At 62.2% G+C, this 11,413-nt stretch carries 13 protein-coding genes and 1 pseudogene; 1 reads left to right on the forward strand and 13 read right to left on the reverse strand.

Annotated features, from left to right (window positions below; all coding sequences use genetic code 11):
* The first annotated feature begins 234 nt into the window (after positions 1 to 234).
* The gene (locus ACFRAU_RS06440; RefSeq protein ID WP_377999292.1) at positions 235 to 1,011 is read left to right on the forward strand and encodes a response regulator transcription factor; all 777 of its coding nucleotides are present in this window, start codon (positions 235 to 237) and stop codon (positions 1,009 to 1,011) included.
* A gap of 27 nt (positions 1,012 to 1,038) precedes the next feature.
* On the opposite strand, the gene ACFRAU_RS06445 is transcribed toward ACFRAU_RS06440, so the two are convergent.
* The 13 genes and pseudogenes from ACFRAU_RS06445 to ACFRAU_RS06505 all read right to left on the reverse strand — a co-directional run bounded on the left by ACFRAU_RS06445 (position 1,039) and on the right by ACFRAU_RS06505 (position 11,412).
* On the reverse strand, positions 1,039 to 1,500 hold the full coding sequence (locus ACFRAU_RS06445) for an Hpt domain-containing protein (RefSeq protein WP_377999227.1): 462 nt from the start codon (positions 1,498 to 1,500) through the stop codon (positions 1,039 to 1,041).
* Between the two features lie 106 nt (positions 1,501 to 1,606).
* A complete protein-coding gene (locus ACFRAU_RS06450; protein WP_377999228.1) occupies positions 1,607 to 2,491 on the reverse strand; it encodes a type II secretion system F family protein in 885 nt (294 codons plus the stop codon).
* 7 nt (positions 2,492 to 2,498) lie between these two features.
* Positions 2,499 to 3,431, reverse strand: coding sequence for a type II secretion system F family protein (locus tag ACFRAU_RS06455; RefSeq protein WP_377999229.1), 933 nt, complete (start codon positions 3,429 to 3,431; stop codon positions 2,499 to 2,501).
* Between the two features lie 4 nt (positions 3,432 to 3,435).
* A complete protein-coding gene (locus ACFRAU_RS06460) occupies positions 3,436 to 4,725 on the reverse strand; it encodes a CpaF family protein (RefSeq protein WP_377999293.1) in 1,290 nt (429 codons plus the stop codon).
* Between the two features lie 459 nt (positions 4,726 to 5,184).
* Positions 5,185 to 6,378 (reverse strand): CpaE family protein, encoded by a 1,194-nt coding sequence (locus ACFRAU_RS06465; protein ID WP_377999230.1) that lies wholly within the window; start codon positions 6,376 to 6,378, stop codon positions 5,185 to 5,187.
* Positions 6,375 to 7,151 carry a Flp pilus assembly protein CpaB gene (gene cpaB / locus ACFRAU_RS06470; protein WP_377999231.1) on the reverse strand — a complete coding sequence of 259 codons (777 nt, stop codon included), beginning with the start codon at positions 7,149 to 7,151 and terminating at the stop codon, positions 6,375 to 6,377. Before cpaB ends, ACFRAU_RS06465 begins: the two co-directional genes overlap by 4 nt.
* A 55-nt stretch (positions 7,152 to 7,206) precedes the next feature.
* Positions 7,207 to 8,226: a TadE/TadG family type IV pilus assembly protein gene (locus tag ACFRAU_RS06475; protein ID WP_377999232.1), complete on the reverse strand. Its 1,020-nt coding sequence runs from the start codon at positions 8,224 to 8,226 to the stop codon at positions 7,207 to 7,209.
* Complete coding sequence (locus ACFRAU_RS06480) at positions 8,214 to 8,435, reverse strand: hypothetical protein (RefSeq protein WP_377999295.1); 222 nt, start codon at positions 8,433 to 8,435, stop codon at positions 8,214 to 8,216. The genes ACFRAU_RS06475 and ACFRAU_RS06480 overlap by 13 nt, the downstream gene beginning before the upstream one ends.
* Before the next feature lie 15 nt (positions 8,436 to 8,450).
* Positions 8,451 to 8,588, reverse strand: a pseudogene (locus ACFRAU_RS06485) (TadE/TadG family type IV pilus assembly protein); the annotation flags it as partial.
* A gap of 95 nt (positions 8,589 to 8,683) precedes the next feature.
* Positions 8,684 to 8,935, reverse strand: coding sequence for a Flp family type IVb pilin (locus tag ACFRAU_RS06490; RefSeq protein WP_377999233.1), 252 nt, complete (start codon positions 8,933 to 8,935; stop codon positions 8,684 to 8,686).
* Between the two features lie 70 nt (positions 8,936 to 9,005).
* A complete protein-coding gene (locus ACFRAU_RS06495) occupies positions 9,006 to 9,224 on the reverse strand; it encodes a Flp family type IVb pilin (RefSeq protein WP_377999234.1) in 219 nt (72 codons plus the stop codon).
* Between the two features lie 348 nt (positions 9,225 to 9,572).
* Positions 9,573 to 10,451, reverse strand: coding sequence for a type II secretion system F family protein (locus tag ACFRAU_RS06500; RefSeq protein ID WP_377999235.1), 879 nt, complete (start codon positions 10,449 to 10,451; stop codon positions 9,573 to 9,575).
* A 16-nt stretch (positions 10,452 to 10,467) separates the two neighbouring features.
* Complete coding sequence (locus ACFRAU_RS06505) at positions 10,468 to 11,412, reverse strand: type II secretion system F family protein (RefSeq protein ID WP_377999236.1); 945 nt, start codon at positions 11,410 to 11,412, stop codon at positions 10,468 to 10,470.
* Between the last annotated feature and the right edge of the window lies 1 nt (position 11,413).

An 11,413-nucleotide genomic window follows, 5' to 3' on the forward strand; every position in this document is an offset into this window, starting at 1 on the left:
TCGCCTGCTCTGCCGAATTTCCGGGCCACTGGTGGTTAAACGAAGACATGAAGCCCATTATGCACACCTATTCTTCGGTAATTGGAGGGGGAAGCGCTACAACCGGGTGGTGCGGCTAAAACATATGGGCAATTTAGGGTCTTTCGGCCTGTCTACGTTGTAGCGTAGGTAATCTGGTAGCGCTTACCGCATTGCGCTGGGCTGTGCGGTGGTTTTACCTGGATTGAGGTAGTGGTGGGCGATCTTGGTGTTGCCGTTGTTATCGAGGATGACGTTGATGTCAGGAACCTCCTTGACGCGGTTTTGCAGCAGGCTGGTTTTGAGGTGCACTCCGCGGGGAACGGCCGTGACGGGGTTGACGTGGCGAGGCAGCGCCAGGCAAATGTCATAACGCTCGACGTCGGTCTGCCGGACATTGATGGTTTCGAGGTCCTTCGCCGCATCCGGCAGTTCAGCGACGCCTATATCGTGATGCTCACCGGCCGCGGGGAAGAGCTGGACACCATCACGGCACTTCAGGGCGGCGCGGACGACTACATCGTCAAGCCCTTCCGGCCGCGCGAGCTGCGGGCCCGCATCACGGCCATGCTGCGCCGGCCCAGGGTTGCGTCCGGTGCTTCCGACCAAGCCGACGCAACTTCCACTGCTGGGGCAGGTGCGTCCGGTTCACGCCGCGGCACTGTCTTGCAGCACAACGGGCTGGCACTCGATACCGAAACCCGGACCGTGGCCCTGCGCGGCACGCCCCTGGGACTGACCCGGAGCGAATTCGACCTGCTGCACGAGCTGCTGAAGGGAACGGGCGCGGTGCGCACCCGGTCTGATCTGGTGCGCGTGGTGCGGGGCGAGTACTACGGCGAGGACACCTACATCAGTGAAGCCGATGAGCGGGCCGTGGAGGTCCATATCGGCAACCTGCGCCGCAAGCTGCGGGAGGACCCGCAGGATCCGCGGTGGCTGGTCACCGTGCGGGGCGTCGGTTACCGGCTGGCGCCGAAGAGGGCGGAGTAGGTTCGCGTAACCTGGCCTACCGCGGGCTCAGGACTCCGGGGGAAGGTAGCCCAGCCTGAGGCCGCTGACGGTCTCGTCGCCGGTGAGCGCTACGCAGGGCAGCAGCTCCCGAGCTGCTGACAGGTCACCGCGCTTGACGAGCCGCTCCAGGTCCACGGCCAGCTGCGCCAGCCGCGCGGCCCCCACCATGGTGGCGGAATTCTTCACACTGAGCACGGCGTCCATCGCTGCCTCGGTGTCGTTGTCCTCCACGGACTTTTCGAGGTAGCTCCGGCGCTTATTCCAGATGCTGATGTAATCCCTGGCGAAGTTCTGCGCCACACTTGTGCTGCCCATGTCTTCTTCAAGTTCGTGAAGTACATCCAGGTCGAGGACGGGCAAAGTGGCACTCTCCGATTCATTGTGAGCCCTGCCATTCGGGACGCCGGACACCGGGACGCAGACGCCGTTGGCGCTGCTGTCGGGTGCTCCGGAACCTGAAATGGACATGACTTAAGGCTACTTTCTGAGGTTGGGAAAACCCTGATTGAGCTTGGATCCTGTGGAAACCCTGCGGGTACCTTGTGGTGGGGAAAATCCTGCGGAAGTCCCCACCTTACTGGTTGGCGAAGGTCTCGATGGTGTTGATGACGGCCGGGCCCAAGATGGCAATGAAGAGGACCGGGAAGATGAAGAAAAGCAACGGAAACAGGATCATGACCGGCAGCTTCATGGCCTTCTCCTCCGCACGCTGGCGGCGCTTCACCCGCATCACCTTGGCCTGCACGCGCAGAACGCGGCTGATGGCGATGCCGTACGTGTCCGCCTGTACCACAGCCTGCACGAAGCTGCGCAGCTCCGGAATGTTTGTGCGTTCGGCCAGCGCTATGTACGACTCGCGACGACTCCGGCCCACCTGCATGTCCTGCAGAGTCCGGACCAGTTCGTCGGCCAGCGGACCCTTGCCGTTTTCGCCGGCCCGAGCCATAGCGCCCTCGAAGCCGAGGCCAGCCTCAACCGAAATCAGCATCTGGTCCAGGGTGTTGGCCAGCTCCAACTGCATGGCCTTCTGCCGTTCCTGACCCTTGCTGTAAAGCATCAGGTCCGGGATGAAGTACCCCAGAAACAGGACGAAGATCCCCACGAGCTTCATGATGGGTGTAGATCCGATGGAGCTGATGTACAACCCCAGAAGACCACCTATCAAGCCGAGCGTCGGCTTGGCGGCCAAGACACGGCCTAAGGGCATGGACGCCGGGCGCCCGGCAAGGGCAAGCAGCCGGTCGAGCTTTTGCACATAGCCCCCGGGGGTGAGACGAAAGCCGATCTTATCGACCAGACCGTTGTTGGGCTTCTTCTCGGCTTCGGTCCGATGGACGCCCCTGGACAGTAGGGCACGGGCTTTCACCAGCCCCTTCCGGTCGACGGATAGCAGGGTCCACACCAGGTAGGCGAGCGGCAGGCAGATCAGGAGCAGTGCAAGGAGAATCAAAGGTTCCATGTCTGCCTCAGAACTTCAGGTCGATGATCTTGCGCATCCACAGGCCGCCGACGGTCATGAGGATGATAGAGGCCACAATCATGATCCATCCCAGCGGGTTGGTAAACATCTTGTTCATGTACCCGGGATTTACCGTCGCGAGCATCACCACAATACCTATAGGAAGCGCCATGAGGATGTAGGCGGAGAACTTGCCTTCCGCGGCTAGGGCTTTGATGTGGCCTTTGATCTCGCTACGCTCGCGAATGGTCTCATTCACCTGGTCCAGAACTTCCGCCAGATTTCCACCCACTTCCCGGTTGATTTGGATGGCCTGGGATATCCATACAAAGTCCTCGTTCTTCATGCGGTCGGCGGTGTCGTTGAGGGACACGAGCAGGTCGCGTCCCAGGCTGGTCTCGGAGACGATGCGGCGCATTTCTTCCGACGTTGGGGCTTGGGATTCGTTGGCGGCGGCATCGATCGCCCGCAGAATGCTGTGGCCTGCCCGCAGACTTCCGGACAGCAGCTGGAGCGTGTCGCCCAGTTGCTCATCGAATTTAGAGCGCCTCTTGCCGGCGAGGAAGCCAAGCACCAAGCGTCCGACAAAGGGGGCCGCGATTACGAGGAGGATCGCCAGCAGGGGTCCGGCGACCACAAGCCCGATAAGGGCGCCTACGAACCCGCCCACCAGGATCAGCAGGATGAACTCGGCTTGGCTGAGCCGGAGGCCGGCGTTCTCAAGGCTTTCACGGTTGAAGTAGCGGACGTTCCTCCTGGCGAAGACGCGGTCGATGGACTGGACGGCGCTGCCGGCGAACCTGGTGAGTTGAGAGTCCGCCTCAGCACGGAAAGGCCGACGACGTTCAAGCGGTACTGTAGGCGTGCGCGGGATGAGCACCGCCACGCCGCCCAGCAGTGCCGAAGCGATCACGAGGACGACACCGAGTGTGACGATCATGAAGTCAGTGCCTTTCCGGAGAGACTATGGGCGCTCCGAAGACCCCGGCGGATACATGAATTCCGAGGTCCTCAAAGCGGTCGATAAAGCGCGGGCGGATGCCCGTGGGTACAGGCTTGCCGAGGAACTTGCCGTGCTGGTCCACCCCGGCGGAGTAGTCGAAGACGAAGGCGTCCTGAAGCGTGACGATATCGCCTTCCATCCCCTGCACCTCCGTCACATGCGTAATGCGCCGGGAGCCGTCGCGGAGGCGTGAGATCTGGACTATGAGGTTAACCGCGGAAGCGATCTGCTCGCGGATCGCCCGCAGCGGTAGGTCCATGCCCGCCATGAGGACCAGTGTCTCCAGACGGGCGATGGCATCACGTGGTGAGTTGGAGTGCACCGTTGACAGCGACCCGTCGTGACCAGTGTTCATGGCCTGGAGCATGTCCAAGGATTCTCCGCCACGGACCTCACCCACCACAATCCGGTCCGGACGCATACGAAGGGAGTTCCGGAGCAGTTCGCGGATGGTAACTTCGCCCTTACCTTCTGTATTCGGCGGGCGGCTTTCCAACCGGACCACGTGCTCCTGCTGGATCTGGAGTTCCACCGCGTCCTCGATGGTCACGATGCGCTCATCGGCCGGGAGGAAAGAGGACAGGACGTTGAGCAAGGTGGTCTTGCCTGTACCCGTACCGCCGGAAACGATGATGTTGAGTTTGGCCTTGACGCACGCGTTCAGAAGCTCCGCCATTTCCGGGGTGAGGGTCCCGAAATCGATGAGGTTCTGGACAGTAAGGGGCACCTTGCTGAACTTACGGATGGTTAGCGAGGAACCGCCGACGGCCAGGGGAGGGATCACCGCATTAACGCGGGAACCGTCCTCCAAGCGTGCGTCCACCAGCGGCGAGGATTCGTCGATGCGCCGGCCCACCTTGGACACGATGCGCTCAATGACCTTCCGCAGATGCTCTTCCGAGCTGAATCGTGAATCCGTGAGAGTCAGATTTCCCTTGCGCTCCACATAGATCTGGTCCATCCGGTTCACCATGATTTCGGTGACGGCATCATCATCCAAAAGCCGTTGCAGTGGCCCGTAGCCGAGCACGTCATCAGCTACGTCTGCCACCAGACGCGTCCGCTCGTCCGAAGTCAGCGGCACCTGCTCGGCATCGATGATACGGATGAGCTCTTCGCGGGCGGTCCGGCGAAGTTCCTGCTCCGTGAGGGTTGAATCGTTGAATCGCGCCCCCATGCGTTCAAACAGTGCCGTTGCGGCACGCTGCTTGAGGGCAGCAAAAACATCCACCGGCTGCTGGGTCTTCGGCTTGAAGGACTCGGCCTGCGCTGCGACGGGCGGCTTTACCGCTGCCGATGCAGCCGCCGCTTGCCGGCGGCCCAGGATCGACGGCGGGGGAGTCGTAGGTGCCGACCGAACATGTTCCGCCCCAGTGACAGGAGCCGGCTCGGTAGTAGCCACAGGCGAAGCTGCGGGAGACTGGGCGGCTTGCGCCTCTGCAGCCGCAGCCTCTGCCTCTGCTGCGCGCCGCGCCGCACGCGTCTGGTACGTGGACACACCAGAAATCAGCCTTGGTGCAGTGTTCACGGACGATGCGATTGCTGGCTGAATCTGCACTGGGGCAGGAGGCAGCGGCGAAGTATGCATCACGGCAGCCGGAGAATGCTGCGGTGTAGGCGAGACGTGCAGTGGGGCACCCGGAACCTCGGACTTGTGCTGCGCTGCCTGGATGCGTTCCGAAAGCTTCACCTAGACCACGACCCGTCGGTGGGCGCTCCGCTGCCCCTTAGCACCGGAGGTTGGGCTCAAGCGGTCCACTAGCTGAGCGAGGCCTTTGGCGGCTGGGTCCTTCTTGGCATCCAGAAGGACAGGCATGCCGCGGTTGGTCGACAAAGCCACGACCCTGGAACGGGGGACGCTGACATCCACAGGAGCTCCAATGGTCGATTCGATGTCCTGCACGGTGAGACCGCACTTTGAGTCGGCCATGTTCAGGACCACATGCCGCCCTTCTGGCAAGATCTCCAACTGACGCAGGATGTCCATGCCAGAACGGAGCCCGCGGACGCTCGGTATGTCCATCGCGCTGACCCACACCACATCGGTGCAGGCTTCCATGGCGGCCAGACCGATTTCGGGCAGGCCGGGCGCAGTATCAACCACGACGTACTGGAACTCTTCTGCCAGCTGTTCGAGGAGACGTGTGATCTGCTCCGGCGTGATGTAGTCAGCCTCCACAGGGCTGAGGGGCGCACACAATGCATAGATGCTGGCAGGGTGAACGGTGAGGAAGGCCTTGAGCACCAGGGTGTCCTGGGCCGCGGCGGGCGAGACCGCGTCCGTGACAGTGTGCTCCGGATTTAGATAGAGGCCAGAGGCGACGTCGCCGAACTGCAGATCAAGGTCTACGAGCACTACACTCATGGGCGTCAGCTTGCCCAGCCCGACAGCGAGGTTGGTGGCAATAGTCGTCTTACCTACGCCGCCCTTGGGTGAGAAGACCCCGATAACTGTGCCCCTATGATGTTCGGCCGGGCCTTGGTGCTCGGTCCGGTGCCGGTTGGCGAAGGACTGGCAGGCGCGTTCCAGAAGCACCCTTAGCAGAGCGGGATCGGCAGAGGGGCTCAGAACGTCCCGAACGCCGGCTCGCATGGCCTGCAGGACCAGCGTAGGGTCCGGTTCACTGACCAGGAGCACCATCAGGTTTGGAACCTGCACGTCGAGCACCATGGCCAGGCGAAGTGCCTCTTCGACGGGCAGATCCGGGCCGAGGATAAGAACCTCCGGCTGTTCCTGGTTCAGCTGGGCGAACAGGTCATAAGGGCCAGCAGGCAGGATGTTCGTGAGGAAGGTCTGCACGCCGCCCTGGAGGCCACCGGCCACGGCTTGCCGCAGGCGGCCGTCAAAGTCTGCGTTGGGTGTGATCAGGACGAAGCGGCTCACTTGTACACCTCACTTCGCTGGATGATCCGGGGGCCGCTGTCCTTGGCGTTGGTGGGCTCCTTGCTGAGCCAGATTTTTCCAAACTCGGCGGCGAAAACGATCTTGGCCGCGTCAACGTCGCTGACGGCGACGGTGAGCATGAGGGAACCGGTAGGGAGCATGGTGTCCTGAGGGTCGGCCGCGTTGGGATCCGCGCTCGCGGACGGGGTGGGTTGGGCTGTGGCGGCCGGCTCAGGCGCGCGCTGGACAGCTGTCACCAGCGCCTTGCGAACGGTCAGTTTGGTGGTTTCAGCATCAGTCTTTTGCTCTAGGCCGCCGTTCTCAAGGTTGACGAAGACGCCCACGTGGTCGCCGGGGGCGAGTCGTCCCCCGACCACCCGGTCCGGCTCGAGCTTGAAAGAGACCTCTTGGAGCCCAACCGGGATCTGTACGGATCCGGTCGCCTTGACATCTTCGGGAGCCACGAGACGCTCGGAAACCAGCTGCTCGCCGGGAACCAGGTCCACAGCCGCGACCTTGCCTTTAGAAGAATCCAGCGACTTCAGCGATGATTCAGTTACGGCCGATGCCGGCAACTGTTGTGTGGCTACAGAAGCAGTCATGGATTCAACAGGTGTGCCGGCAGGAATAGCAGCTTTGACGACGAGCACGTCAACAGGCTCAAGGTTCTTGACGGCACGCTGGTCGGCCCCTTGGGCGTATGAGATAACCAGCATGGCGCCCACGAGGGCAAGGACTACTGCTGCCGCTCCTGCCAACAACCGAGACTTCACGAACTGCTCCTGAGACTTGTATCAACGAACTGCAGAACTGCTGCGCTGCAGAGGACTAACTGGTCAGTTCGACGACGGTGGCGCCATCAGGGCTGACCGGCCCCAGCTTGTATCCGTCGGCCAGAGAGACGTACTTGACGAACGAGCCGATGATTCCGCGGCAGTTGCCCTGGCATTTCAGGCTCGCAGTTGACGAGTTGTTGTAGACCAAGGGCAGCTTGTCCGACCCGCTGAAAGCCCAGCCCTTAACACTGAAGGCAGCAAAACTGTTCAGGTGGTAGCTGGCCCCCGAACCCGTCCCGGTCACGTCGTCGTAGACCGGCAACAAGACGATGACCGGGCGTCCGGCGGCAATTTCACTGGCCCAGCCGTTCAAGATGCCATCACAGTTGGATGGGCCATCGTTGCCGGTGGCGCTGCCACTCTGGTTGATGGCCAGGTTGACCAGGCCACCGCATTGGCCTGTGTTTTGGGAGGTCCAGCCGAACCCCCCGGGGACGGTCTTGCCGGCTGGTCCAAGCGGACAGTCAGCGTTCGCATCAGCCGAATGGTTCTGAAGCAGTTGCGCGGCGCCATCGACCATGCCCGAGACCTGGCAGATGGAGAAAGCCAATGGAAAGACTATGGTGCCTTCCACCGGGCTGCCCCACCTCACACTGGAACTGGCATTTACTTCAGCATTAGGAATCCCCAGAACGTTCGCGAAGAAGAGGGACACCTGGTTGGGTGCACCTCCGGCTTCCTTGGCCCCAGCAGTTACCGTCACGGTGCGATTGGTTTTGTCCAAGGCGATGGATTTTACGTTGCTCAATCCGTCGATGGCGTTTTTGTTGACGAGGTCCGCAGCCAAGGGAGAAGTAGCAGAGCATTCGGTGTCGGTGTCATTCTTGGCGCATTTTTGGGCCATCATGAGTGCGGCGGCGTCGGAACCGTTCTGCAGCTGCGACCGTTCTGCGTATAGTTTGGCAACGTCGATGGCTAGCGCGGCAAACCCGAGCATCACCACCATGAGAAAAGCGACTATTACCGCAATTGCTCCGCGCTCTCCGCTGGAAGTAACCTTTAGCCGCCGCACAGCATGGTTCCTTTTCCTGTCATGGCAAACGGGCCGGCGATACCGGTCAATGTGCTTAGGTTGTAGCTCACGGTGACTGTCATCTGCGTACCGACCGTGCAATCGGTGGCGCTGAATGTGATATTGGCGTCAGCCAAGGCTGGGCTCAGTTGAGTTGCGGCGTTTTTGGCCGCAGTTCTTGCGCTAGTCTGGCTGTTGTTGATGGCCATGGACCGGACGCTTTCGCGGGCGGCGTTAGTCAGCGTGGTCTGCACGTTGTAAGCGCGGCCGAATTCCGTGATTCCCAGTAGAATCATGACCAGGACGGGTGCCAGGATTGCGAACTCGACGGCAACGGCCCCGCGCTCGGATTTCCTGGACAATTCTGGTCACCCCTCCGTGTGGCATGATTTGTAAGTCGGCAGGGACGGGTCGGGCGGCGACGCAAGTAGCACCGCCGCCCGTACCTCACGCGCGGCTACTTGGTGCAGGATTCTGCAACCGCGGCAGTGCCAGCAGCAGCGTCGGCGGCTTTGGCCGCGGTGTAGGCGCCGCCCTTTACGTTGCACGCGACACTGCTGAATGTAGTCGTCAGATTGCCGCCAATCAGTCCCACGGCGACGATGATGACAACTGCGATGAGGGCGACCATGATGCCGTATTCGACGGCGGTAGCGCCCTTTTCGTCATGGCGGACGCGGGCTGTAGCGTTGGAGAAAATAGCGATCACTTGATAACTCCTGACCGAGCGCAGGGCAGTAGCCCTACATGCGAATGGTTGGGTTTTCGCGAAGCGCGAGCTACTTGGAGCAAACGGGCGTCGCGGCGGTGGACATCGTGCCACCCTTGGCGGCGCAAGCGACGCTGTTAAAGGTGGTGGTCAGGTTGCCACCGATAAGCCCAACGGCGACGATGATGACAACGGCGATGAGAGCGACCATGATGCCGTATTCAACGGCGGTAGCGCCCTTTTCGTCGCGACGGACACGGGCAGCAGCGTTAGAGAAGAAAGCAAGCATTTTGAACTCCTGAGCGAGTGTTGGAAAGCTGGTCCATCACCAGCTCTATAAAAAAGCTAGCAACGGAAATTCGCCTCAACTAGGTTCTTTGCGAACTCCTGAGCCAACCTTTAGCGGCCTGCGCATTTCCTGCGCTTGCCTTGCGCAAACCTTGAATCTTGAAGCTTCTCGATGCCGGAAACCGGGAGGGCGCTGCCGGATCTCGGCACATGGAAGGACCCCTCGGAAGGGGGGGTAATCCGAGGGGTCCAGTCCTAAGGGGCGGTGTTGGCGCAAAAGCCGGGAACCGCCGTCGTTCATTCAGTTGTCGCATTCAATAAAGCCAGCCAGCAGACCCAGCCAAAGAACCTACCCCGTGAACAGCGAGATGATGCTCATCACCGTCGGCCCCAGGACCACGATGAACAGGGTGGGCAGGATGAAGAAAATCAGCGGGAACAGCATTTTCACCGGAATCTTCATGGCGTGCTCCTCGGCGCGCTGCTTCCGTTTGATCCGCATGTCCTCCGCCTGCGTTTTCAGTACGCCGGCAATGGCCACGCCGTAAGCGTCGGCCTGGACCACTGCCCGGATGAAGCTGCGCACATCGGGTACGTCCACTCGCTCCGCCATGGCGAGGTAGGCCTCCTTCCGCGACCGGCCCACCTGGATGTCCTGAAGCGTGCGGATCAGCTCCTCGGCCATGGGACCGTGGCCGTTGGTGCCGGCGCGACCCATAGCCGCTTCGAAGCCGAGGCCGGCTTGGACGGAGATCAGCATGTGGTCCAGGGCAACAGGCAGTTCCAGCCGAATGGCTCCCCGCCGCTTTTGCGCACGGTTGCGCACCAGCAGGTCGGGCGTGAAGTAGCAGAGCGCCGTAAGCCCCACCATGATAAGGAAACGCTGGGCCGACGGGCTGCCCGCAAAGAACAGGTACCCGGCAACCGCGCCAAAGAAGGCGAGCAGCGGCTTGACCATGATGAGCCGGGCCAGCGGCCAGTCCTTGGGCCGGCCCGCGCCTGCGAGCTGCCGGTCCAGCCAGCCGGCGTAGCCCTTCGGCATGATGCGCTGGCTGGCCAGCATGAGCTTCTCGTTGACGCTGAGCGCCGGGCCCTTGGTCTTGGCGACCCGGCCCAGATTCGCCTGGATATTCCGGAGCCCCGCCCGGTCGCCGGTGAAGACGAACCACGTCATGACCGTCACGGGTGCGATCACTGCCAGGATCGCCGCATAAGCCACAGGTTGCATGATGACCACCTTCTTCCTAGAACTTGGGTTTGACGATCCGGCTGAGCCAGAAGCCGCCGGCGGTGAGCAGGACGACTGCCGCGGCGATCATGAGGTAGCCGGGCAGGGTGCTGGTGAAGGTGCGGGCGTACATCTCGTTGAAGAACGTCAGTCCGATGAACATCAGCACCGGCAGGGCCATGAGGACGATCGCCGACATCCGGCCCTCTGCGCTCAGGGCCCGGATCTGCCCGCGCACCTGGTTGCGGTCCCGGACGGTGTCGCCCAGGTGGTCCAGCACCTCCGCCAGGTCACCGCCCACCTCGCGGTGGATCTCGATGGCCTGCGAGATGGAGAGGAAATCCTCGCTCTGGGTCCGCCTGGCCACGTCCGCCAGGGCTTCGCCGAGGTCCCGGCCGATCCTGGTCTCGTTGACAATCCGACCCAGCTCCTCGGACATCGGCGGCTGGCTTTCCTGTCCCGCCGCGTCCACGGCGCGGAGCAGGCTGTGGCCGGCCCGCAGGCCGCCGGAGAACATCTGCAGCGTGTCCGGCACCTGCTGGTCAAACTGCCGACGGCGGCGCGCGGCCAGGATGTTCAGCAGCACATGCAGTCCCAGCGGGGCCAGGAGGGCCAGAAGGATAGCGGCGAAGAGGCCGGCCAGGAAAAACCCGACGACGGCGGCGGTCAGGGTGATCACGCCCGCCATGATCAGGTAGTCGCCCGGTTCCTTCTTGAGCCCGCACTCATCCAGCCGGTCCTGGGTAAGCAGGCCCGTTCCGCGCTTCCTGAGGCCCTTGTTGAGCGCGCCCACGGCCTGGTCGGTCAGCCGGGTCAGCGGCGAGGACTGGGTGGGGACATCGGGCCGGCGGCGGGACATTGGAAGACCTGAATTTGGCCTAAGGGCCACGCCGAAGACCAGGAAGATTGCGAGGTACAGCAGCACCAGTGCCAGCACGAAGACGCCGGAGTCGCCGGTCATG

This window comes from Arthrobacter sp. NPDC056691 (assembly GCF_042791415.1).
In the GTDB taxonomy this organism is placed as follows: Bacteria; Actinomycetota; Actinomycetes; order Actinomycetales; family Micrococcaceae; genus Arthrobacter.

Bases quoted from the DNA above. Each gene is read 5' to 3' on its own strand.
- ACFRAU_RS06445 (WP_377999227.1), bottom strand. From the start codon at position 1,500: ATGTCCATTTCAGGTTCCGGAGCACCCGACAGCAGCGCCAACGGCGTC.
- ACFRAU_RS06450 (WP_377999228.1), bottom strand. From the start codon at position 2,491: ATGGAACCTTTGATTCTCCTTGCACTGCTCCTGATCTGCCTGCCGCTC.
- ACFRAU_RS06455 (WP_377999229.1), bottom strand. From the start codon at position 3,431: ATGATCGTCACACTCGGTGTCGTCCTCGTGATCGCTTCGGCACTGCTG.
- ACFRAU_RS06480 (WP_377999295.1), bottom strand. From the start codon at position 8,435: ATGGCCATCAACAACAGCCAGACTAGCGCAAGAACTGCGGCCAAAAAC.
- ACFRAU_RS06495 (WP_377999234.1), bottom strand. From the start codon at position 9,224: ATGCTTGCTTTCTTCTCTAACGCTGCTGCCCGTGTCCGTCGCGACGAA.
- ACFRAU_RS06500 (WP_377999235.1), bottom strand. From the start codon at position 10,451: ATGCAACCTGTGGCTTATGCGGCGATCCTGGCAGTGATCGCACCCGTG.
- ACFRAU_RS06505 (WP_377999236.1), bottom strand. From the start codon at position 11,412: ATGACCGGCGACTCCGGCGTCTTCGTGCTGGCACTGGTGCTGCTGTAC.